At 57.1% G+C, this 22,153-nt stretch carries 21 protein-coding genes and 2 tRNA genes; 16 read left to right on the top strand and 7 right to left on the bottom strand.

Features of this window, described 5'->3' with window-relative positions; genetic code table 11:
• Nucleotides 1-24 precede the first annotated feature (24 nt).
• Both AUC45_RS00115 and AUC45_RS00110 read left to right on the top strand, forming a co-directional pair.
• Nucleotides 25-909 carry a CoA ester lyase gene (locus AUC45_RS00115; protein ID WP_067596674.1) on the top strand — a complete coding sequence of 295 codons (885 nt, stop codon included), beginning with the start codon at nucleotides 25-27 and terminating at the stop codon, nucleotides 907-909.
• Between the two features lie 82 nt (nucleotides 910-991).
• On the top strand, nucleotides 992-1,405 hold the full coding sequence (locus AUC45_RS00110; RefSeq protein WP_067596672.1) for a holin family protein: 414 nt from the start codon (nucleotides 992-994) through the stop codon (nucleotides 1,403-1,405).
• A gap of 5 nt (nucleotides 1,406-1,410) precedes the next feature.
• Here the strand turns inward: AUC45_RS00110 and AUC45_RS00105 are convergent, their stop codons facing one another.
• Nucleotides 1,411-1,833, bottom strand: coding sequence for a hypothetical protein (locus AUC45_RS00105; RefSeq protein ID WP_156423695.1), 423 nt, complete (start codon nucleotides 1,831-1,833; stop codon nucleotides 1,411-1,413).
• Nucleotides 1,834-1,884: 51 nt separating this feature from the next.
• Here AUC45_RS00105 and AUC45_RS00100 point away from each other — a divergent pair, with 51 nt between their 5' ends.
• From AUC45_RS00100 to AUC45_RS00080, 5 genes are all read left to right on the top strand, one after another.
• A complete protein-coding gene (locus AUC45_RS00100) occupies nucleotides 1,885-2,334 on the top strand; it encodes a type II 3-dehydroquinate dehydratase (protein ID WP_067596668.1) in 450 nt (149 codons plus the stop codon).
• A gap of 119 nt (nucleotides 2,335-2,453) precedes the next feature.
• Entirely contained in the window at nucleotides 2,454-2,960 is a 507-nt protein-coding gene (gene accB, locus AUC45_RS00095; protein ID WP_233998479.1) for an acetyl-CoA carboxylase biotin carboxyl carrier protein, read from the top strand.
• 7 nt (nucleotides 2,961-2,967) lie between these two features.
• Nucleotides 2,968-4,317: an acetyl-CoA carboxylase biotin carboxylase subunit gene (gene accC / locus AUC45_RS00090; protein WP_067596667.1), complete on the top strand. Its 1,350-nt coding sequence runs from the start codon at nucleotides 2,968-2,970 to the stop codon at nucleotides 4,315-4,317.
• A gap of 221 nt (nucleotides 4,318-4,538) precedes the next feature.
• The gene (locus AUC45_RS00085) at nucleotides 4,539-5,978 is read left to right on the top strand and encodes an NAD(P)/FAD-dependent oxidoreductase (RefSeq protein WP_082700885.1); all 1,440 of its coding nucleotides are present in this window, start codon (nucleotides 4,539-4,541) and stop codon (nucleotides 5,976-5,978) included.
• A gap of 187 nt (nucleotides 5,979-6,165) precedes the next feature.
• Entirely contained in the window at nucleotides 6,166-8,028 is a 1,863-nt protein-coding gene (locus AUC45_RS00080) for a hypothetical protein (protein WP_067596665.1), read from the top strand.
• Nucleotides 8,029-8,038: 10 nt separating this feature from the next.
• Here AUC45_RS00080 and AUC45_RS00075 read toward each other — a convergent pair whose 3' ends face one another.
• Genes AUC45_RS00075 through AUC45_RS00065 form a run of 3 tightly spaced genes read right to left on the bottom strand, consistent with a single transcriptional unit; the run spans nucleotide 8,039 to nucleotide 9,432 of the window.
• Nucleotides 8,039-8,434: a hypothetical protein gene (locus AUC45_RS00075; protein WP_067596664.1), complete on the bottom strand. Its 396-nt coding sequence runs from the start codon at nucleotides 8,432-8,434 to the stop codon at nucleotides 8,039-8,041.
• A 35-nt stretch (nucleotides 8,435-8,469) separates the two neighbouring features.
• Nucleotides 8,470-8,946: a GFA family protein gene (locus tag AUC45_RS00070; protein WP_233998478.1), complete on the bottom strand. Its 477-nt coding sequence runs from the start codon at nucleotides 8,944-8,946 to the stop codon at nucleotides 8,470-8,472.
• Between the two features lie 24 nt (nucleotides 8,947-8,970).
• Nucleotides 8,971-9,432: an Lrp/AsnC family transcriptional regulator gene (locus AUC45_RS00065; protein WP_067596662.1), complete on the bottom strand. Its 462-nt coding sequence runs from the start codon at nucleotides 9,430-9,432 to the stop codon at nucleotides 8,971-8,973.
• Between the two features lie 248 nt (nucleotides 9,433-9,680).
• On the opposite strand from AUC45_RS00065, the gene AUC45_RS00060 reads away from it, so the two are divergent.
• The 5 genes from AUC45_RS00060 (at nucleotide 9,681) to AUC45_RS00040 (ending at nucleotide 13,305) form a co-directional block, all read left to right on the top strand.
• The gene (locus tag AUC45_RS00060) at nucleotides 9,681-11,435 is read left to right on the top strand and encodes a histidine kinase dimerization/phospho-acceptor domain-containing protein (RefSeq protein ID WP_067596660.1); all 1,755 of its coding nucleotides are present in this window, start codon (nucleotides 9,681-9,683) and stop codon (nucleotides 11,433-11,435) included.
• 66 nt (nucleotides 11,436-11,501) lie between these two features.
• Complete coding sequence (locus AUC45_RS00055) at nucleotides 11,502-12,503, top strand: polysaccharide deacetylase family protein (RefSeq protein ID WP_067596658.1); 1,002 nt, start codon at nucleotides 11,502-11,504, stop codon at nucleotides 12,501-12,503.
• Between the two features lie 115 nt (nucleotides 12,504-12,618).
• Nucleotides 12,619-12,695, top strand: a tRNA-Ile gene (locus tag AUC45_RS00050).
• A gap of 45 nt (nucleotides 12,696-12,740) precedes the next feature.
• Nucleotides 12,741-12,817 (top strand) — tRNA-Pro (locus AUC45_RS00045).
• A 137-nt stretch (nucleotides 12,818-12,954) separates the two neighbouring features.
• A complete protein-coding gene (locus AUC45_RS00040; RefSeq protein WP_067596656.1) occupies nucleotides 12,955-13,305 on the top strand; it encodes a MerC domain-containing protein in 351 nt (116 codons plus the stop codon).
• A gap of 75 nt (nucleotides 13,306-13,380) precedes the next feature.
• Here the strand turns inward: AUC45_RS00040 and AUC45_RS00035 are convergent, their stop codons facing one another.
• Nucleotides 13,381-14,634 (bottom strand): GGDEF domain-containing protein, encoded by a 1,254-nt coding sequence (locus AUC45_RS00035; RefSeq protein ID WP_067596654.1) that lies wholly within the window; start codon nucleotides 14,632-14,634, stop codon nucleotides 13,381-13,383.
• Between the two features lie 166 nt (nucleotides 14,635-14,800).
• A complete protein-coding gene (locus AUC45_RS00030) occupies nucleotides 14,801-16,018 on the bottom strand; it encodes a diguanylate cyclase (RefSeq protein ID WP_067596652.1) in 1,218 nt (405 codons plus the stop codon).
• 193 nt (nucleotides 16,019-16,211) lie between these two features.
• On the opposite strand from AUC45_RS00030, the gene ettA reads away from it, so the two are divergent.
• Nucleotides 16,212-17,891, top strand: a complete 1,680-nt coding sequence (gene ettA / locus AUC45_RS00025) for an energy-dependent translational throttle protein EttA (protein WP_067596650.1) — start codon at nucleotides 16,212-16,214, stop codon at nucleotides 17,889-17,891.
• A gap of 67 nt (nucleotides 17,892-17,958) precedes the next feature.
• Complete coding sequence (locus AUC45_RS00020) at nucleotides 17,959-19,167, top strand: diguanylate cyclase (RefSeq protein WP_067596648.1); 1,209 nt, start codon at nucleotides 17,959-17,961, stop codon at nucleotides 19,165-19,167.
• 31 nt (nucleotides 19,168-19,198) lie between these two features.
• Here AUC45_RS00020 and AUC45_RS00015 read toward each other — a convergent pair whose 3' ends face one another.
• The gene (locus AUC45_RS00015; protein ID WP_233998477.1) at nucleotides 19,199-19,834 is read right to left on the bottom strand and encodes a pyridoxamine 5'-phosphate oxidase family protein; all 636 of its coding nucleotides are present in this window, start codon (nucleotides 19,832-19,834) and stop codon (nucleotides 19,199-19,201) included.
• 150 nt (nucleotides 19,835-19,984) lie between these two features.
• Here AUC45_RS00015 and AUC45_RS15815 point away from each other — a divergent pair, with 150 nt between their 5' ends.
• Nucleotides 19,985-21,286: an RcnB family protein gene (locus tag AUC45_RS15815; RefSeq protein WP_233998476.1), complete on the top strand. Its 1,302-nt coding sequence runs from the start codon at nucleotides 19,985-19,987 to the stop codon at nucleotides 21,284-21,286.
• Nucleotides 21,287-21,392: 106 nt separating this feature from the next.
• Nucleotides 21,393-22,061, top strand: a complete 669-nt coding sequence (locus tag AUC45_RS00005; protein WP_067596646.1) for a 2OG-Fe(II) oxygenase — start codon at nucleotides 21,393-21,395, stop codon at nucleotides 22,059-22,061.
• Nucleotides 22,062-22,153: the final 92 nt, after the last annotated feature.

Genomic DNA, 22,153 nt, shown 5'->3' with positions numbered 1-22,153 from the left:
TTCCCGAGTTAGGGAGCGAATGCGATGACGATCAAGATGCGCAGCTGGCTGTTTGCGCCGGGCGATAGCGACAAGAAAATGAGCAAGGCAATCGGCGGAGATGCCGATATTGCGCTGCTCGATCTGGAAGACTCGGTCAGCCCTCAAAACAAACCGCAAGCTCGCGAGATGGTCGCCGCGCAGTTAAAAGAAGCTGATGACCGCGCGCGCATCTGGGTGCGGATCAATCCGCTTACGACGCCCGATGCCGTCGTGGATCTGGCTGCGGTCATCCCCGAGGCGCCCGGCGGGCTGTTTTTGCCCAAAGCAGAAGGCAAGGCCGACATCGCCCAACTGCATCATTATCTGACAGCTTTGGAAGCCGCGCATGGCCTGCAGCTTGGCTCCACCAAGATTGCAGCGCTCATCACCGAAACCGCCGCTGCGATGTATGCAACGCGCGAATATGCAGAGGACTATCCGGGCCGCGAACGCCTTGTCGGCTTGAGCTGGGGCGCAGAGGATTTGTCGAGCGCGCTTGGAGCACGCGAACAGCGCGGCGCAGACGGCGAATACGCGCATGTTTATGAGCTAGCGCGAAGCCTCTGTCTGCTCGCGGCGGTCAATGCAGGCGTCATGCCGATCGAAACCGTGCAGCCGGAATTTCGGGATCTTGATGCCCTCGCCTCTCGCGCCAAATCTGTGCGCGCCGCTGGTTTTCGCGCCATGCTGGCCATCCACCCGGCTCAAGTTGAACCCATCAACACCGCCTTCACGCCCAGTGAAGATGAAATCGCTCACGCCCGCGCAATCGTACAAGCCTTTGCCGACAACCCTGGCGCTGGCGTAGTCGCAATGGATGGAGCCATGGTCGATCGGCCGCATCTGGCTCTTGCCGAAAGGCTTTTGGCGGAGGCTGATGCGGGTTAGCTCGCCCAAGCTCCCATTTTCCTACTTGTACCATATTGGTTAGCCATTCTCGCGAATCACAACTCAGTTGGAGCGCGCAAGAATGGCTATCATCGAAACTCTTATCGGTCCGATCACGTCCCTCCTCGACAAGATCATTCCCGACAAGGAAGCCCGCGCAAAGGCGCAATTGGAGCTGCTCAAGCTCGAAGGCTCGCAGGAAATGAACCTGATTGAGACGCGATTGAAAGCCATCGTCGCAGAAGCTGAATCGAAAGACCCATGGACCAGTCGCGCGCGCCCAAGCTTTCTTTATGTCATGTATGTCCTGATCCTGACGGCACTTCCCATGGGTGTGCTGTCAGCTTTCGACCCCAGCGCCGCGCGCGATATCGCCCAAGGCATGAACGCCTATCTCGGCGGGCTTCCTGAAGAGCTCTACATGCTCTTTGGAACTGGCTATCTCGGCTACACGGCTGCGCGCCAGTGGGGCAAAGTGAAAGGCGTGGATCGGTAGAGCGATCAGCCGGGGCCCGGCACTTGCGGACGCCTGCATTCGGGCGTGTCGAGCGGATGATATTGTAAGTTGGCAGTGACATCTGGCGAACTCGCCCGATCAATCGCAACCACCAGCGTATCCTTGGCGCACTTTATCGGCGGGCTCGGCTTGTTCGGGCAATCATAGTGGATTTCGTGCGCCATTGAGACTTCGCCGCGCTCGTGCTCAGCGACAATCTCGCACCCGTCAAGCTTCTGAAGAAATGCCGCGTTTGTGATAGGCTTCAATTTCAGGTCGAAGGCTGTAAAACGCATGGAATCAAGCGCTTCAGCGTCTTGAGCAACGATTGCAGCCGCCGCCTCACCCACAATATCAGGTGGTTCGTGCGCCAATGCACCAGTCGCGATGCAGCATGCGGCAAACAACGCTGTAACTTGCCTTATCACTTAAGATCGCCCTCCCTTTCGCAGCCGCACCTTAAACGCTAAGGCGCGCTTATGGCGAGTAATCCTGAGACTATCTACGTCCTTAACGGTCCTAATCTGAACCTTCTTGGACTGCGCGAGCCGGAGATTTACGGCTCGACCACGCTCGATGAGATCGCAGGAATGCTGGAAGATCGCGCACGCGAACTTGGTCTCACCATAGACATGCGCCAAACCAACCATGAAGGCATGCTGGTCGATTGGCTGCATGAAGCGCAAGCCGAAGGTGCGCGCGCTGTTTTGCTGAACGCAGCTGCCTACACTCACACTTCAATCGCGCTGCTTGATGCGATCAAGGCAATCAAAACTCCCGTGATCGAAGTGCATTTGTCCGATCCAAAGACACGCGAAAGTTTTCGCCATACATCCTTTGTGGGGATGGCAGCGGCAAAAACAGTGGAAGGGCAAGGGGCCAATTCATATGTCATCGCGCTCGAAGCGGTGGCGTCGGGCGAAGTCTGAGCTGGCGCAATCAAATCGATGAAATACGCCGATTGCCACTTGTCAGCCGCAATTTGCGTCAATAGTCACCGCGTCAACTAAGCATGGGGCCGCCTTAGTGGCCGAATAAAGGGGTATGCATGGCTACGACAAAGAAGCCTGCCGCTGGGAAATCTTCCGGCATGAATGTCGACATCAAACTGGTTCGCGAACTGGCGGAATTGCTTGCCGAAACCGGTCTTACCGAAATCGAAGTTGAGGATGATGATCGCAAAATCCGCGTTGCACGTGGTGGCGCGGTCGCGGCAGCACCAGCTGCAACATTCTCGCCTGCACCAGCGGCACCTGCGCCCGTTGCAGCAGCACCCGTTCCCGCAGCAGAAGCGCCAAGCGATACGCCTGCCGCCGATAACTCAGATGCCTTGAAATCGCCAATGGTTGGCACTGCGTACCTCGCGCCAGAGCCCGGCAAGCCCGCCTTCGTGAAAGTCGGTGACAGCGTTTCTGAAGGCGACACCTTGCTCATCGTCGAGGCGATGAAGGTCATGAATCCGATCTCCGCCGACAAATCAGGCACGATCAAGGCGATCCTTGTTGAAGATGCGCAGCCGGTTGAATTTGACCAACCGCTCGTCGTCATCGGATAATCCAGTCATGGCAATAAACCGCATCCTGATCGCCAATCGCGGCGAAATCGCTTTGCGTATCCACCGTGCAGCCCACGAAATGGGGATCGAAACGGTCGCGGTGCATTCTACAGCTGATGCAGACGCGATGCATGTACGCCTTGCCGATCACGCAGTGTGCATTGGCCCGCCAGCGGCGGCAGAAAGCTATCTCAACCACGCAGCCATTATCTCTGCTGCCGAGGTTGCCGGATGCGACGCAATCCACCCGGGCTACGGCTTTTTGTCCGAGAATGCGAGATTCGCCGAAAAGGTCGAAGCGCACGACATAGCCTGGATCGGGCCAAAGCCTGAGCACATCGTCACCATGGGCGACAAGGTTCAGGCAAAGAAAACGGCTGGCGAATTGGGCCTGCCGCTCGTTCCCGGATCAGATGGAGCAGTGTCAGACCCCGAAGAGGGCCGCAAGATCGCTTCCGAAATCGGCTATCCCGTCATCATAAAGGCCGCATCAGGCGGTGGTGGTCGCGGGATGAAAGTCTGCGAAAGCGAGGACAAGATCGAGAGCCTGATGAGCCAGGCGGGGTCCGAGGCCAAGGCTGCCTTTGGCGATGCGACTGTCTATATCGAGAAATATCTCGGCAATCCGCGCCACATTGAATTTCAGGTATTTGGCGATGGCAACGGCAACGCGATCCATCTTGGCGAGCGGGATTGCTCATTGCAGCGTAGGCACCAGAAAGTGCTGGAAGAGGCCCCCTCCCCAGTCATCTCGGACGAAGAACGCGAACGCATGGGCGAGGTTTGCGCACAGGCCATGCGCGACATGGGCTATCGCGGCGCGGGCACGATTGAATTCCTGTGGGAAGATGGTGAGTTCTACTTCATCGAAATGAACACACGGCTTCAGGTCGAACACCCTGTGACAGAAGCAATCACCGGGGTTGATCTGGTGCGCGAACAGATCCGTATTGCCGATGGCAAGCCGCTGTCGGTCGCGCAAAAGGATTTGGAATTCAGAGGCCACGCCATCGAATGCCGGATCAACGCGGAAGATCCGTTCACATTTGCTCCCTCGCCCGGGAAGGTCACTTACTATCACCCGGCCGGAGGCATGCATGTTCGCGTCGATTCAGGCCTTTATGCAGGCTATTCCATTCCGCCTTATTACGACAGCATGATCGCAAAGCTGATCGTCTATGGCCGCGACCGCGAAGGCTGCATCATGCGATTGCGCCGGGCGTTGGAAGAGATGGTGGTCGAAGGCGTCAAAACGAACATTCCGCTCCACCGCGAACTGCTCCACCAAAAAGATGTGCTGCACGGCGATTATTCGATCAAATGGCTGGAAGAATGGCTTGAAAGTCGCGAGGATTGATCGCACCGCACCGCACTTCGTGTCGCGCCGGGCACTAAGTCACTGCTCATCCGTTGTCTCTCAAAAGCACACATGCGCTCGCCTGCTTGGCGCGGGCGGCAAGTTGATCTAATCAGCATCAACCTCCCCATGGCGAAAAGTGTGTTGCGCGGCATTGCTTGAGCATTGTCGGGCTTGGATTACTTGGCGGAAATACTCCGCTCAGATGACGGACGGCCTTGATGGAAAACCCTGCAACCAATCCGGCGAAAGCAGAAGCAGCGAGCTTGCCCAATGCGGCGAATGACCCGGCGACCGACGACATCGACGGCGCCATCGCGCAAGACCCTAGTAAGCCCCGCAAGACGCAGATCGTCGTGGTCGGCGGCGGTGCAGGCGGGCTTGAGCTTGTCCGACGGCTGGGCGCGCGCTTTGGGCGCAAGCATCACGATATCATCCTCGTCGACAAAAACCCCTCGCACATCTGGAAACCCTTGCTGCATGAAGTGGCCGCCGGATCGCTTGATGCGAACCTCGATGAGGTCGGCTATCGCGGGCATTGCTACCGTTGGGGCTATCGCTTCTTTCAGGGGAGCCTCGATGGCATCGACCGAGAGGCAAAAACAATCAGCCTTGCCCCTGTCGATGACGAGCACGGCGATGAACTGATCGGCAGCCACACGATCCGCTATGACTACCTCGCGCTTGCTGTAGGGTCGGTGTCGAACGATTTTGGCGTGCCGGGCGTGTCCGAACATTGCATATTCCTCGATTCCCGCCCCGAAGCGGACCGGTTTCGCACCAAACTCCTCAACCACTGCCTGCGCGTCAGCCGCACGATGAGCGCCAATCCAAAAGCCGATGCTCGCGTCAAGGTCGCTATTGTCGGCGGCGGAGCGACGGGCGTTGAGCTGGGGGCAGAACTTTACAATGCAGCGAACGCCCTGGCTCACTATGGCCTTGAAGTTTTTGATGAAAGCCGGCTGGAAGTGACGTTGTTGGAGGCTGGCCCGCGCATCTTGCCCGCCCTCCCCGAAGACCTGTCCAACGCGGCCAAATCAGAGCTCATCAAGCTGGGTGTCGATGTCAAAGAGAACACGCAAGTCATCAAGGCCACGCGCGAAGGGCTGACCACGCATCGCGGCGAAGTCATCGATGCCGATATGATGGTTTGGGCGGCTGGCGTTAAAGGCGCTGATTTCCTTGCCGAGCTTGGATTGGAGACCAATCCGCGCAATCAAATCCTCGTTCGCGACACTTTGCAAACCACTGTCGATGATGACATTTTCGCGTTTGGCGATTGCTGCTCATTCGTGCCTCCGGGCGGCGAAAGCCCCATCCCTCCCCGCGCTCAAGCTGCACACCAGATGGCCGATGTCGTGTACGATAATCTCGTGCGCAAAGTGAAAGCTCAAAAACGCAAGAAAGAGGCCAAGCTTAAGCCCTTCGTCTACAAGGATAACGGCTCGCTGATCTCGCTCAGCCGCTTTTCAACCGTGGGCAGCCTGATGGGCAATCTCGTCGGCGGCGCGCTGGCGGTGGAAGGTCGTATGGCCCGCTTTATCTACACCTCGCTTTACCGGATGCACCTGCTCGCAATCCACGGCTGGCTTAAGGGCTTCGGCTTGATGATCATAGGCCGGGTAAACCGCATCGTCCGGCCGAGGCTGAAATTGCACTAAAATCGATTTGGCGTGCTTTCGTTTACTTAATCGCCACCCTTAGCCCACCGTCATATAAACCCAAAGCTCGGTCGCCATCAGACCCAACTATTTGACATTCTGATGCTTTTGCGTTCAGTATCAGGTCAATAACGAAACCTTCGGTTCGCTTTTCTTTTGCGCAGAAACAAGAAAAGTGAGTGTTGAAATGCTGAAGCGTCGTTTCGCCCGGTCAGGCGGTATTTTCCCGATCATCATTACTTCAGGACTGCTCGCAGGGTGCTCTGTCTCTTTGACCGACCGGACGCAGCGGACACTTCTCTATGACAGCCCGGTCAATTCGCAGATATTCGCTGCTGAAACCAAGCCCGGACGCGGCAACACCATTCGCGCTGTTTCGATTGATATCGATGGCAAAACTCTGCCATTGCAAGAGCAGTCTGCCAACAGCTGGATTGAAGCTGTAGAGATTGCGCGTTGCCGCGGCGTCGTCAGTTACAGCTATACCGTCGATTACGAGGCTTCATCGGGTCCCGCCAGCAAGCGCTTCCCCGGATCAGGTACATTTACAAGGCGGGTGGAAGGGCAGCCGCTTGATTGTGATGGAAGTGATCAAGGGGCGTTTCAGGTTAACAGCGCGGAAAATGCTCCCGACCTTAACCCCGGCGATGGCATTTGCTCTGCGGGCCCAGGTCTCGATTTGCGCGGAAATCAGGTGCAGCAAAGGTGCACTCTCAGGGCTGCCATCATGGAGGCCAATGCAACACCCGGGATCAATTCAGTCGCCGTGCCCCCGGCGCAGTATTCGCTCTATGACGGGGCACCCGTGGCCGAAGAACCTGACGAGGCCATTGCAGGCGTGGGCGATCTCGACATTACGGACGATCTGATCATCGCCACAGAGAATTTCGATCGCCCCGGCGAATGCGTCACAAGTGTCGATCAGGTGTTCGACAGAGCCGGCCGGGACTATTATGAGTTTTTGCCCGGCACCCCTCCAATCGCTCGCATTGACGGGATGGGTCAGGGCCGTGTGTTAGATATCCATGATCGCGAAGATGGGAGCGACGTCCGGGTGGAAATAGACTGCATTCTGATAACTGGTGGTGTCGTCGTGGATACACCCGACAGAATTAGCGGCGCAGGTGGGGGAATCCTGAATCGCGGTAGCTTGAGACTGAACAGAACAATCATTGCCCGAAATCACAGTCGGGGCTTCGGCTCTGGAGCGGGTATTGAAAACCTTGGGACAATGCGGATTGTAGAGAGCGCATTCCTCAACAATGGATCGGGCGTAGGAGGTGCCGCAGTCGGTGGCGTGAGCGGCGGGGCGATCGCAACACGCAACGGATTTAGTTCGATATCACGAACCGCTTTTATCCAGAACTACGGGGCGCGTGGCGGTGCAATCTATGCTCAAAACGCGAGCGTCAATGTGTCGAATTCTAGCTTCAATGAAAATCGCTCGGGAGCAGGGCCTCGCTGGCCTACTGAGCTGAAGGGTTCAGGCAACGGTCTCGACGCTGGGATTGCAGCAGGTTTTGGAGCAAAATTTCGAATCACAAACGCGAGCTTCCAGAACCAGCTAGGGAGACATTTCAACGTCAAGGAAACGGGCCGGATTACCGTTGATCGTTCAATCATCTGGACTGAGGTTATCCGTGAACCGGACCGACCCTTCAGATCAGTGTGCAGCACGCAGGGAACAATTGAGAGTCTCGGTAGCAATTATCTCAGGACCGAAGGATCAAGCTGTTTCAAGACGGCTCGGCCCACCGATATCTTTGCGAGGCAGTTCAACAATCCATTTCGCGACCTGTCCAGCGATTCATTCGGCCCCACTCTGGAATTGAGGAGCATCGATCTGTTGCTGGAACGCCAAGCCGACGGTCGCGACACGCCGGAACTTGGTATCTACGATCACGGTGCGCGCTTCTTCCAGAGCGGAACAAGCATCATCGCGCCTTGTGCCTCCGTCGATCAACGCGGATTTGCGCGCTCTGTACCCGCCGCACCGGGCCGCAGGGCTGAATGCGATATCGGGGCCTATGAATTTGGCGCTCAGCCATAGCGCCGTTGCTCTAGAAATCGATTTTCAAGCGCACTTCGCCGCCATTTGCGTTCCAGCCACCTACGCCTTGATTGATGGCATTGGCCTCCGCTTCGGCATTGTCCGACAATTTGAGGCGAGCGCGCGGGACTGCGCTGCCAAATTGATCTTCATCCGTCGGGAGGTTTTGCGCCCCGAACCGGGGTGACGGCTGGGTCCTGGCGCACACGATGATTTCCGGATTGAACGGGTCAGGCTCTTCTTCGACGCAGTCTTGGGGCGGAGGCGCAAGCGGCATGAGGTCGATAACAACTGTGCCATCATCACGCATTTCCATCTTGAGTTCTGTTTCAGCCGGCGCACCAGCAGCCACTCCGCCCGTCTGCGTTTGCTCCGCAATTTCGATCTCGATCGGTGGCTCATCCATGAATTGCACTCAACCCGCTTGGCATCAGCTTTACCTCACTCGAAACTGATGCCCGATGCTTCCGCTTCTGCGATGATCTCAGCACCTGTTTTCATTGGACTTTTTTGCGCAAGATCATACCAGTCCGGCTTCTCATCAACGAAAATCTGCTGCTTGATTGGCAGGCCCTCGGGCAATTCGAAATGGCCTGCAGCAAAGCTGTAGAAGTTGGTCGGGATGAAACGATAAAACAGCGCGCTTCCGCAATTCTTGCAGAAGCAGCGTTCTGCCCAATCGCTTGATTTGTAAGTGCCGACGCTATCTTCACCGTCGATGGTGAAATCGGCACCGGCGACCATCGCAGCGAAACTCCCGTAGTTTCGGCGGCACATCTCGCAATGGCACACGTCCACTTCGCGCCGCATGGATTGAACAGTGATAGAAACAGCACCGCAAAGGCATTTGCCGGTCAGCGGTTCATCAAGAACGCCCACCCCAGCGGCAGCATTCTCTTCGCCGAACATCTCGCTCATGGAACCGCTCCTATTGAAGAAATTCTAAAGTGGCACTCCCGGTGCGTATTTCGCCGTGCGTATGGTCAGCGATGTCTTGACGCTCTCCACGTTGGGCGCTGGCGTCAGTTTGCCGGTAAGAAATTCCTGAAAACTTTGAAGGTCTTGGCTCACGATCTTCAGGATAAAATCAATCTCTCCATTGAGCATATGGACTTCGCGAACCTCGGGTAGATCACGCATCGCTTCTTCAAACTCTCGAAGCGCGCCTTCGGCCTGGCTTTTAAGGCTCACCATCGCAAAAACCGTGATTGCGAAACCCAGTTTGGATGGGTCGAGATCGGCGTGATATCCGCGAATTACCCCGTCTTCTTCAAGCCCTCGCACACGGCGGAGACAGGGCGGCGCGGTAAGGCCGACGCGCTGTGCCAATTCAACATTGGTCACGCGCCCCTCGGCCTGCAGCTCGCTGAGCAGACGTTTGTCGATATCATCAAGATTTGCCATTCGGGCTCAAACTCCGGATCTGCTCTTGGCCAAGTGCGAAAAGAAACACGCATCTGCACAAAAACGTAAGAACAGGCGTCGCGTTTCGCGCACTCGCCTAATATTATTATGTCTGGCAGCAATTGTCCCGCTTTGCAACGCATGATGAAACCCAACATGGGACAAGCCTCCCGAACTGGTAGATGAATCACCAAACTGTGCGCTAAGGCGCACCGCATTGCGCGCCGTCTGCCCAATTAGGAGCCTGAATGTTCTTCGATGATCGCCTTGCGACAGTGCTGCGACAGCGCACCGACAGCGATCTTGGGCAGCGCACACAGTTTCGCCAATTGCTCGATATTCTGGGCAACAGAAAATACGGCCGCGATCCAAGTCTCGTTGCGGCAGCATGGCTGCGGATGAGCGCATTGGCGCAAGAGATTCCGTCGGCAGATCGGGCATTCATGATCCGGGAGCGTGGATGGCGCTTTCGCAACGCTGAACTGGTTGCGCACCTGGCTGAGCACGAATCCGAAGTGGCATCGGCCGCTCTCAACAGAGCCACTTTGACCGAGGATGATTGGGCCGATTTGATCCCCCGATTGCCCGTGCGTGCACGCGGGTTTCTGAGGCTTCGCAAGGATTTGCCGGTCAATGTCGAGGAATTGCTCGATCAATTGGGCGTCTATGACCGGGGGCTGCCTTCACCCATGCAGGCAGGCGCTGGCGATGAAACACCGCCCGCCGAGCGGTTTGCGACAGAAGGCGTACCTTCCACTTTCCCTGATCGCGCTCTCGACGCACACGAGGACTTCGATCCCACATTCGGCGATGGCGCCTTGGATCAGGATGCCCCGATTGATGAAACCGAAGCGGAACGCAGCGAAATTTCCGCATTGGTCGAACGGATCGCTCAGTTCCGCCGAACGCGCGAAGAAGTTGCCGAAGATGCCGATCGATCGCCTCGCCTACCTCTTGGAGAAGTCACTCAGCCAAAAAGCCGCAAAGCGCAGAGCTTCGGTTTCGTAGCTGATGCTGCCGGGCGGATCGAATGGGCCGAACCCGAAGTTGCCGCCATGGTTATTGGCACGCGCCTTATCTCGCAGCCGGAAATGGGCGCGATCGGCCAGGAAAGCCCGCTTGAACACGCCTTTGCTCGGCGCCAACCGCTACTAAGTGTCAGCAAGACGCTGGCGGGTGCTGGCGCGATCGAGGGCACGTGGATCGTAGATGCCCAGCCGCGTTTTACCGATGATGGCAGCTTTGCTGGCTATGTTGGGAGGTTCCGTCGTCCTGCACAAACAGAGGATGACACGCCTTCGCCAGCACAGCAGGAAGCTGACAAGATCCGCCAATTGCTGCACGAATTGCGCACACCCGTTACTGCGGTCCAAGGCTATGCTGAGGTTATCCAGCAGCAGCTTTTCGGCCCGGCCCCCCATGAATACCGCGCTTTGGCCGCTGTCATTGCTGCGGATGCTGCTCATGTTCTGGCCGGGTTTGAGGAGCTGGACCGGTTGGCTAAGCTGGAGACCGGAACGCTCGATCTCGAAACCGGCGAAACCGATCTTGGCGCTTTGGTAAAGCGAACCGCCGATCAACTTACGCAGGTGTTGAGCCCGCGTATGGCAGGGTTGGAGTTAGAAGACGCTGAGACAGGCGCATTTGTGGTCTCGCTCGACACGGACGATGCAGAGACGTTGCTGTGGCGATTTCTGGCCACTTTGGCAGGCGGCTGCGCGACAGGGGAGGTGCTTAAAGCGCGCCTTAAACGTCGTGGGCACCTGATTGCTCTGACATGCGATCTGCCATCGCAACTAGCCATGGAAGAAGACATCTTTGCAGCAGAGGCAAAACCCATTGGCAGCGCCATCAATGCAGGTCTTTTTGGTGCTGGCTTTGCTTTGAGGCTGGCACGCGCTGAAGCGGCATCAGCGGGTGGACACTTGCAGCGCGATAACGGGACCGTAACGCTCACCCTGCCAAAGCTGAACGGTGATGCATTCATGCACAATCTCGCCTGACAAGGTGGATGAGGCCCGGCGTGTGCTTGCGCAAGCGGGCATAGGCGCGCAGATTGCAGTCGGGGAATGAGCGAAATTTCGATACTCGATCCGCCGGCAAATGCCGATGCAGCAGAGTTTGAGGCCGGATTTGGCCCGCGCGTCCTGCTGACCATTGATACCGAAGAAGAATTCGACTGGAACGCCCCCTTCAGTCGCGACGGGCACACTCTCAAACACATTCCAAAGATCGCCCATTTTCAGAGCTTTTGCGAAGGTATCGGCGCGCATCCCGTCTTTCTTGTCGATTGGCCGATCGCGAACGATGCGCAAGCAATGGAGATCATAGGCGGCGCGGCAAAGTCAAAATCGGCCGATCTGGGAATGCAGTTACACCCCTGGGTGAACCCGCCTTTTGACGAGGCGGTGAGTGATTTCAATTCCTATGCCGGCAATCTGTCACCCGAACTCGAAGCGGCGAAATTTGAGCAATTGCATGCTAAGGTTATCGAGGCGACGGGCATTTCGCCGCTCATCTATCGCGCCGGACGGTATGGCGCTGGCCGTGCGACGGCGTCCATTCTCCGTAATGCCGGAATCGCTATTGATACATCGGTTCGCCCATTGTTCGATTACACCGCGCAGCATGGGCCTGATTTTTCGCGCCATCCGGCTCAGGCCTATTGGGCGGACAGGGAGCGCAGTCTGCTCGAACTGCCGATCACCAGCGTCTATTGGGGAGTTCTGAGAGAATTGGGCCGACCGCTCCAGGCGCTGGAAAGCAAAGCGCCTTCACTGCTCGGAGCGCTCGCGAATCTGGGCTTGCTCCAGCGGATCGCGCTAACGCCCGAAGGCGTAACAGCCGAGGAGGCCATTCGCGGCATCGATATAGCACTCGACGATGGGTTGGACTTGATCGTCCTCTCATTCCACAGCCCGACGCTGGAGCCCGGATGTACGCCTTACGCGAAGACGCAGGCGCAGGTGGATGCGATCTATGATTGGTTTCGAACCGTCTATGCCTACCTTGATCGCCGCGGCGTGAAGAGCACAAATGTCGCGGAAATTCTCGCTTCAGTGAAAAAATGATCACAAAAGCGGCAAAGCAGGGCCGATGCCCGCTTGTGTCTTTGCAAAACGCGCTGTAGGGGCCTTGCTGCTTCGCTAGCGATGACTTATTTCAAGATCGCGTTTGGGGACAACCGGGCCTGTAGCTCAGTTGGTTAGAGCTGGCCGCTCATAACGGCTAGGTCGCGGGTTCGAATCCTGCCGGGCCCACCAAACGGCGTCTTTTGATAGTTAAAAGCGTAGCAGCTGAAATAGAGTCGGGGAGTGGCGCAGCCTGGTAGCGCACCTGTTTTGGGTACAGGGGGTCGCTGGTTCGAATCCAGTCTCCCCGACCATTTCGGCAAAATCTGCTTTTTCATCTGAGCGATAACGAAGGACACCGCCCCGTGGCGCGGCGTGCAATTGCGATTGACGCGGTCGCCCTGGGCCAATAGCAGCGGGCCAACTCTTCCATTCTGCTGAAGGCCCTCTTTTGCGACAAAGCGTCAAATCTGACCGCGCGGCGGTTCTGCTCAGCTTTGCATGCGTTCTGCACTGCCTCGCTTTGCCGCTGCTCGCATTTGCGCTTCCGATAGCAGGCACAATCGCCGAAATTGAAGCAGTGCACTGGGCGCTGGGCATCGCGGCCATAGCAATTTCAATGAGCGTGCCCGTGCGGTATTCGAGCGCGCGAGTGACAAGCTTCCTCCTGCCAGCGGGCCTTGGATCAGCTTTCATCGCGAGCGCGTTTTTTGCAGAGGGCTTTGGAATCGACGAAACCCTGCCCACTCTTATTGGCGCGAGTCTTATGGGTTTTGCCCATTTGCGCCGAGTTTACGCCTGAGTGCCAATCCATCGATGAGTCGACGATCACCCCACCAAATCAGCGCCTGAGATTCGACTACGGGCGCGACGAGGACTAGCTGCTTCTCGAAATCTGGCGGTTAGGCAAACGGACGATCTGCGCGCCTGACTTGTCAATTTCGCCGGTCTTTTCATCATCACTCGAAACGACCGGCGTGAAGACCCCGAATTGATCGCCAACTACGCAGTTCCTGCCATGGCGTTTCGCGCGATAAAGCGCTGCATCTGCCCGTTTAAAGCTCTGCGCATAGTCGGAACCAATGCGAAATTCCGCAACGCCAAAGCTGGCTGTTGCCATCTCGCCCTCGGGCAGGTCAGGGTGCTGTATGCGGGCAAAGGCAAACCGCAGCCGGTCCGCGAGCGCGCATGCGCCTTCCTCGGTGCAATTCCATGCGATGATGCAAAACTCCTCCCCGCCGATCCTTCCAGCGGCATCTCCCGGTCTGATCCTTTCAGCAATAAGCGCGCCGAAACTGCTGATCACGCGGTCGCCTGCCGAGTGGCCGAATGTGTCATTGATCCGTTTGAAATGATCAATGTCTCCGACGATCAAACTCGCCACGACCCGTTCCGAGGCAGCACGCCCCAGCATCTGTTTGGCGAGCGGCTCAAAAGCGCCGCGCGTGGGAAGCCCGGTGAGACTATCCTGTGTCGCAGCCTCCTTTGTCTCTTCAAGCCTGTCCGTGATGACGGTCGCAATGAGTGCAAGCGACACGATCAGGCTGAGAATGGCCGTCATCGCAAGATTGACGGTGAGCATTATCGAGGATTGATACTCTTCCATCGTCATTGTTGAGGCGAGGACCATCGTCACCGAAGGGCGGAAAATCGAATAGGCGGCAAGCAATATGAATGCCCAAAACAAGGCGCGGTCAGCCATGCTCGCCCTGCCCGACATCCAGCAAGCATAAGCACCGATGGTGAACAACAGCCCGGAATTGAAGTTCTGCGACATGATAACCACCATCTGCACTTCGGCAGCGCGGGCAAATGCGATCAAAACTCCCGTCAAAGCCGTCACAGCGATAAAGCCGGCCATCGGCACGGAACGGTCCTGGCGTGTTTCAACGCCCCACAGCAATGCAATTACGCCAGATGATGCAAGAGCATGGTAGGCCACGAGCTCCACCACTCCGAAATCTTTGATTACCCATGCTTGCAGCGCGATGCATGTCGCAACAGCAGCGGACCAATAGGCGTATGTCAGGATGTATCGCTTGTGCTTTTCCTGCCGCCAGAGCGCCACGAATAATCCCGCGAACACGGCTGCCATTACGAGAATGACTGAGGTCAGGATGTCGGTTTGCATGGCGTTTGTTTGTTTCCGCAAACGCTCCTAGCGCGAAGTGCTTAGGGCACCGCCACACCTCTCCTCGGGGGAAACACGCAATTGAGGAACCAACTGAACGAAGGCTGAGGCCTGTCAAAATTGCGCAAGATGGCCTCGTTTTGGATACCCTCCAGGAGGAGAAACGTTATCCCGTTGCCCTGGCCGGGTTGATCTCAAGCGGGAATGGCACAGCCGAGCGAACATCGTCCGAGGCTTTCATCCGCTCTGCAGTTTCCACCCTGTCACGTCCTAGCGACTTTGCCTCATACAATGCCGCATCAGCCCTTGCGAAAAGACGATCATATGTCTCGCCCGGTCGCACGGTCGCAACACCAAAGCTTGCCGTCAGAGAAACTTCCCGATTTATCTCAGCGTGTTCAAGCCGGGAAAATGCCCGCCTGATGCGCTCGGCCAATCGTTCCGCCGGTTCGTTCTCGCAATTCCAAACCGCTATGCAGAATTCCTCACCGCCTACCCGACCCGCAAAGTCGCATCCGCGCACCATTTTCTGGATCAGCCCACCAAAACCTGCGAGCGCGTGGTCGCCCGCTTGGTGGCCCCAGATATCATTGACCTGTTTGAAGTGATCGATATCGGCGACAACCAGACTGACGGGTCGCTCCTCATCCTGAGAACGGGTCAAAAGCTCGCTCATGGATTTCTCGAAAGCCGCGCGATTTTGGAGCCCTGTCAAGGAATCGCGATCATTGCTTTCGCGCACCGATTTCGTCCATTCGGCGACGGTTGCTCCCATAAAGACAACCGCAGTGATCACGCCTCTTATTCCCAAGACAAGCCCGATGAGCGAATAATAGATGGATTCGCGATAGACCTCGGCAGGGATTGCGCCTTCGAGTGTGAGAGTGAGCGTTGGCCTGATCAGGAAATCAGCCGCCTGAAACGCAATGACGGCAATGATCGCCATATCCATCCAACTGCGACGCCGTGCGGTGAGAAGCGTCGCAAGGCCCATCGCGAACATCACGCCATAACCGGTGTTGACAATGACAAGCCTAGGCCCTGCAAAATCGGACACGCTGACCGTCAGCGCGAGCATCGACGCGCTCAGGATGTAGACGCCTGCCATGCTTGGCAGGTGCAGCTGAACGCCCGCGCGCTCGCAGACCGAGGCAAGAAGGAAAACCGCACTCAGACTGTAAAACGCCTGCGTCGCATGGAAAACATAGAACGCATCGCTGGGAGATAAATGCGTGATGAGGAAAGCCACGGCTGCAAGCCCAAAGGCGATGCCATAGCCAAGCACATGCCGCTTCATGCGGCCAAGGCGCCAGAACACCACGAACGTTGCTGCAAAAAACAGCGTCATAAGCGGCGTTAAAAGTCCAAGAATTTGCGTTTGCATCGACCCGTCACGTTCCCTTTGTCATCGGATAGGTCGATAAGGTTAAGAGCGCCTTTAGGAGCTGTGCGAAGAAGTGAATTAATCCTGCAAACAAGGTTCGCTAGAACTCTCCTTGCCCCGCCGCGCCCATATCCCTATTTCGCGCGGGCAATCACACGAAATTTTCAGATTCCCGATCAAAAGGATCCGCCAAATGGCCGCGCAATACGCCTATGTCATGAAGAACATGACGAAGACTTTCCCCGGTGCTCAAAAACCGGTGCTCTCGAACATCAATCTGCAATTCTACCAAGGCGCGAAAATCGGCATCGTTGGTCCCAATGGCGCGGGCAAATCGACGCTGATGAAGATCATGGCCGGGATCGACACTGACATCACCGGCGAGGCGTGGCCGGGTGAGAATATCACTGTCGGCTATCTCCCGCAGGAGCCGCAGCTTGATGAGAGCAAAACCGTCCTTGAAAACGTGCGCGAAGGCGCTGGCGAAACCGCGGAAATGGTGGAGCGGTTCAATGCGATTTCGGCCGAAATGGGCGATCCGGGCGAAGACACCGATTTCGATGCTTTGATGGAAGAAATGGGCGTCCTTCAGGAAAAGATCGACGCGGTCGACGGCTGGACTCTTGATAACCAGCTCGAAATCGCGATGGAGGCGCTGCGCTGCCCGCCATCCGATGCGCCCGTCACCAACCTTTCTGGCGGGGAGAAACGCCGCGTCGCGCTTACTCGGCTGCTGATCCAGAAGCCGTCAATCCTGCTGCTTGATGAGCCTACCAACCATTTGGATGCCGAGTCAGTCGAATGGCTCGAAAACCACCTCAAGGAATATGCAGGCGCCGTGCTGATGATCACGCACGATCGCTACTTCCTCGATAATGTGGTGGAGTGGATCCTCGAACTCGATCGCGGCTCTTACTACCCCTATGAGGGCAATTACTCGACCTACCTCGAGAAGAAAGCCAAGCGCATGGAGCAGGAAGCGCGCGAGGAATCGGGTCGCCAGAAATCGCTTGCCCGTGAACTGGAATGGATCAGGCAGACACCTTCTGCACGCCAGACCAAATCGAAAGCGCGTATTCGCAAGTTTGAGCAGCTTCAGGACGCGCAGAACGATCGCAAGCCGGGCAAGGCGCAGATCGTTATTCAGGTGCCGGAACGCCTTGGCGGCAAAGTGATCGAGGCAAAAAACATATCGAAAGCCTATGGCGACAAACTGCTGTTCGAAAACCTGTCTTTCATGCTGCCACCCGGCGGCATTGTTGGCGTGATCGGCCCCAATGGCGCGGGCAAATCCACGCTGTTCCGCATGATTACCGGCCAAGAAACACCCGACAGCGGCACGATCGAAATCGGCGACACAGTCCACCTTGGTTATGTCGATCAGTCGCGCGATGATCTCGACGCATCAAAGAACGTTTGGGAGGAAATCTCCGACGGGCTCGATTACATGCAGGTCAATGGCCACGACACCTCGACCCGTGCCTATGTCGGTGCGTTCAACTTCAAGGGCGCAGACCAGCAGAAAAATGTCGGCAAACTGTCAGGCGGCGAACGCAACCGCGTGCACATGGCCAAGATGCTGAAGCAAGGCGGAAACGTCCTGCTGCTGGACGAGCCGACCAACGATCTCGACGTTGAGACTTTGGGCGCGCTCGAAGAAGCCATCGAAAACTTCGCCGGCTGTGCCGTGGTCATCTCGCACGACCGCTTCTTCCTGGATCGCCTCGCAACGCACATTCTTGCGTTTGAGGGGAACAGCCACGTCGAGTGGTTTGAGGGGAACTTCGAGGCGTATGAGGAAGATAAGCGGCGCCGTCTCGGTGATGCGGCTGATCGACCTACGCGATTGGCCTACAAAAAATTGACGCGGTGATCGGGCTTGGCCCTAACCTTGCCTTAACTCTGTTTGGATAGTCCCGCAGCTTCGATAAGGAGCAATAATGCGGGACGCCATTCTCGGCCTGGTCAATCCATTGATCGCGCTGATCTTTGCCGTGACTTTCTTTGCCATTTGGCAAAGGGAAAGGTCGCGCAAGGAGGTGCTGGCGTTTGCCGGTGCATATCTGATGCTTGGCATCGGCTTTCTGATTTCTCAGCTGATGCCCGTGGGCTATGGGCGGCCCGGCCTCAGTATCACCAACATCCCCTATTTCACAGGAACTGTCCTTTTGATCTGGGCAGCGGCGAGCCGCGTGGGAGCAAGACTGCCTTTCACGCTCATTTGGTCTGCCGGTGCAATTGGCGCGGTCTTGATCGTGGTCGGCCAGTTATTCAGCAAGTTTGAAAGCTCAGATTTGTACATCGCGAACACGCTTTACGGTATACTTTTCATGCTAGGGGCACAGGCTACCGCGTCAACGCGAGATCACAGCATCGCGAATAAACTGGTGTTCTGGATGCTCGCCCTCACTGCAGTCCAATTTTTTGTGCGGCCGACGCTTTCATTTATGATTGAAGGCGCGCTCGAGCATGAAACCTACAAGCAATCGGCGTATTATTCTGCACTGAATGCAACCGTCGCGGTGAACTCGCTAGGGCTTGCAATTGCCTTCATCGCCGCTTGCGTCACTGATGCATTCACTGCCGAAAAGCAGACCATGGTCACCGACCCTTTGACAGGCTTGTTGACGCGAAGAGCCTTCGAAGAAGAGGTGAACGAGGCAATTTTGCGCTCGCATGAAAAGCAGACACCACTGTCCATGATTGTGGGAGACATCGATCACTTCAAGAATGTGAACGATATCTGGGGACACCAAATCGGCGACGTGGCGATTTCTGAGTTCGGGCAACTCATCAACAGAACGATACGCAGCGGGGATTTTGCCGGTCGAATTGGCGGTGAGGAATTCTGTATCCTTGTTTACGATTGTGACGAAAGCGGCGCCGTAAGGTTGGCAGAGCGATTGCGCACGGAAACTCCAAATATCAGGTTGGGCGCAGACACAACGCTCGATGTTCGGATCTCAGCGAGCTTTGGGGTTGCTGGCCTAAGGCCGGGTGAGGGATACAAATCGCTCTTCGCAAGAGCTGATAGCTCGCTGTACGAAGCAAAGCAGAACGGGCGCAATCGCGTGGAACGCAGCAAAAAGAATCAAGACACAAGCGAGGCACAATCTGGAGGCGGAGCATACGAAAGCGCAGCCGCCTGAGCGCTCACGCGTGCTCAAACCTGCCAATCGTTCATGGGCTCACCCAGCGCCCGGCCCATTCACCGCTCTCAATACGCGAAAACTGCGCTCGCACATGGCCAGTGTGGGCCAGATACAGCCAGTCAATTTCGGTCAAAGTCACCAACAAGACGGCAAAGTTGTCACGCGCTGGTTCAAGCTGGAAATCCGTCGGTTCGACGCCTTCCAACTCCACTGGCAGCCCTGAAGTGGGCGCGCTGCTCACCACACCAGGCCCATCGCCCATATAGCAGCGGCGCGCAAAGTTTGATCCGTTTTCCCATGCAGCCTTGGTCACCGGTGCATCGCGCAGAATAGCGCCCTCGCCCCTCGCTCTGATCTGGATTTTGGCTCCCTTGTCATAAAGCAGCACGGCCATCCTCGGGTCAGCCTCAATCGGAGCAACCTTCGGCGCGCGGGTGTCTGTGTGGAATCGCAAGGTCCATGCCGCGCTGTCGAATTCGCGCAAGACCATGGTGCGCGCATCCACATCGCTGGTGATGACAGCGGGCGTATGCATGGGCGATTTGCGATCCTTGGCTGCGCGGATCAAACGGTTGATGCAATCCTGGCGAACATCGTCGAGAGTTTCGAACATGCGCGTCCATGTGGCGGCCCTGTCGCGTGGGTCAAGCGCGATCTGCCCCATCGCGAGACAGCGTTCAGATTAATTGCTTCAAACATGAACAGAAGCCTTACCGAGCGGTTAAGCCTGATGACAGCGACGTCAACGTACTAACGCTGCACAGACACGTATGAACGAGCCGTAAGTGGTGGGGCGGCGCTTTTGGAGGCTCTTATGAGTATCAATCTTCTTTTGAAAGGCAGTGCGCTTTCCGCCCTCGCGTTCGCGCTCGCCTTTGTCGCGCCGCCTCTCACCGAGGAGGCAGAAGCGGCGGAAACGGCTGAGGCAATGGCCGAGAACACAAGTGCGCAAGACAGGCAGGATCGTAGAGCGCGCCGCGCGGAACGTCGCGGCAATCGCCAGCAGGCTCGCCAGAACCGCGGACAGCGCCAGCGCGCCAATCGCGGAGCACGATCAGAGCGCCGTCAGGAACGACGCAGCGAGCGCAGAGGCTCCAGTGCCCGCCGCGAAGGTATTACCTACACCGCAGTCGATGAAGGTCGCCGCGCAGAGCGCCGCCAAGAACGCCGCGTGCAGCGTTCGCAAAACAGCCGCGTTCGCGCTGATCGTGTAGATCGCCGGAGCGAACGCAGAGCAGACCGCGTTGATCGCCGAAGCGAACGCCGGGCAGACAGAGTTGATCGTCGCAGCGGCAACCGGGCCAATCGTGTTGAGCGGCGCGGTGATCGCCGGGCAGATCGTCTCGACAGGCAGGGCCGCAACAACGCAGCCAATCGGGTGGATCGTCGTTCTGAACGCAGAGCTGGCCGGATCGAACGGCGCGGTGATCGCCGTGCGGACCGGATCGAGCGCCGGGGCGATCGCAGGGCTGATCGAATTGAACGGCGCGGTGATCGCAGAGCGGACCGGATCGATCGGCGCGGCAACCGCGGCCAGTTCAACAATCGCAGCGATCGCCGCTTTGAGGATCGCCGTGACCGCAGCTTTGATCGTCGGCAGGAACGCCGTGTGGACCGCGCCCGCCGCAATGGCTTCCGCAACGGCGTGAGAGCAGAACGCCGCGCCGACCGCCGTGCCGAGCGCAGAGCAGAACGCCGTTTTGATCGTCGGTTTGATCGCCGCGAGGCGCGCCGGGCCAACCGCTATTCATACAATCGCGGTTTCCGCAATGGACGCCAATTCCAACGCGGACGCGATTTCCGTCGCTGGGATCGGCGCGGATGGCGGGCGGATCGCCGCTTTGGCTGGCGCAATTATCGCCGGGCGAACCGCTCGCTCTTCCGTCTGGGCCGTTATCACGCCCCGTTCCGCGCGCACCGGTACAATAGGCTTCGGATCGGATTTTTCCTCGATAGCTTGTTCTATCAGGATCGCTTCTTCATCCATGATCCGTGGGCATTCCGCCTGCCGCCGGTCTATGGTCCTTACCAATGGGTACGGTATTATGACGATGTCGTCCTAGTGGATATATATACCGGTGAAGTGGTTGATGTGATCCACGATTTCTTCTGGTGATCGTATTACCCTAACGCTGAAAAGCCCCCGCCAAGAGCAATCTTGCGGGGGCTTTTTTCTGCCCGAAACGCCTTGCGCGCAGATTGCGACTTGGTAGGTAATCGGCATGGCGAAGACGGCAATCATCCCCGACAAAGACGCGTTGGCGAAACTGGGCAAATCAGTGCGAGAGCGGCTTTCGGCTGATCCGGGTGCCTATCAGATTGAGACTGACAAAGCTGATATGTTCGCGATTGGCGATTTTCTGACGCCAGCAGAATGCGAGCGGCTTTGCATCATGATCGATCTGGTCGCGCGGCCCTCTTCGCTGCACGAACTTGGGTATGATGCGGGGTTTCGCACGAGCTATTCCGGAGATCTTGATCCGGAGGACAGTTTTGTAAAAGGGATTTCGCGCCGGATTGATGATCTGTTGGGTGTGAACCCGATTATTGGCGAATCCATTCAGGGCCAGCGATATCTGCCCGGCCAGCAATTCAAGCCGCACAACGATTGGTTCTACACCAGCGAAGACTATTGGAAGCTTGAACGCAAACGCGGCGGACAACGCAGCTGGACGGCGATGGCCTATCTCAACAATGTCGAAGAAGGCGGCGGTACACACTTCACCGAGCTTGGCATCAATATTGAGCCGAAAGCTGGCGTGCTGCTCGTATGGAACAATGCGACACCTGAAGGCATGCCGAACGAAGCGCTGATGCACGCCGGCACGCCTGTCGTGAAGGGCACAAAATACGTGATCACCAAATGGTATCGCACGAGGGCTTGGAAGTAATCTTGCTAGCTCAGATCCAGATCAAGCGTCCGCTTGATCTGGCGCCGTAGCCACCCGCGCCCTCCACCCTTCCACCCGGATTTTGACACCGG

Origin of the sequence: Erythrobacter sp. YT30, assembly GCF_001542875.1 — a bacterium.
In the GTDB taxonomy this organism is placed as follows: Bacteria; Pseudomonadota; Alphaproteobacteria; order Sphingomonadales; family Sphingomonadaceae; genus Erythrobacter.
The sequence above is the reverse complement of the archived record's forward strand: the minus strand, read 5'-3'. Positions and strand labels throughout refer to the sequence as shown.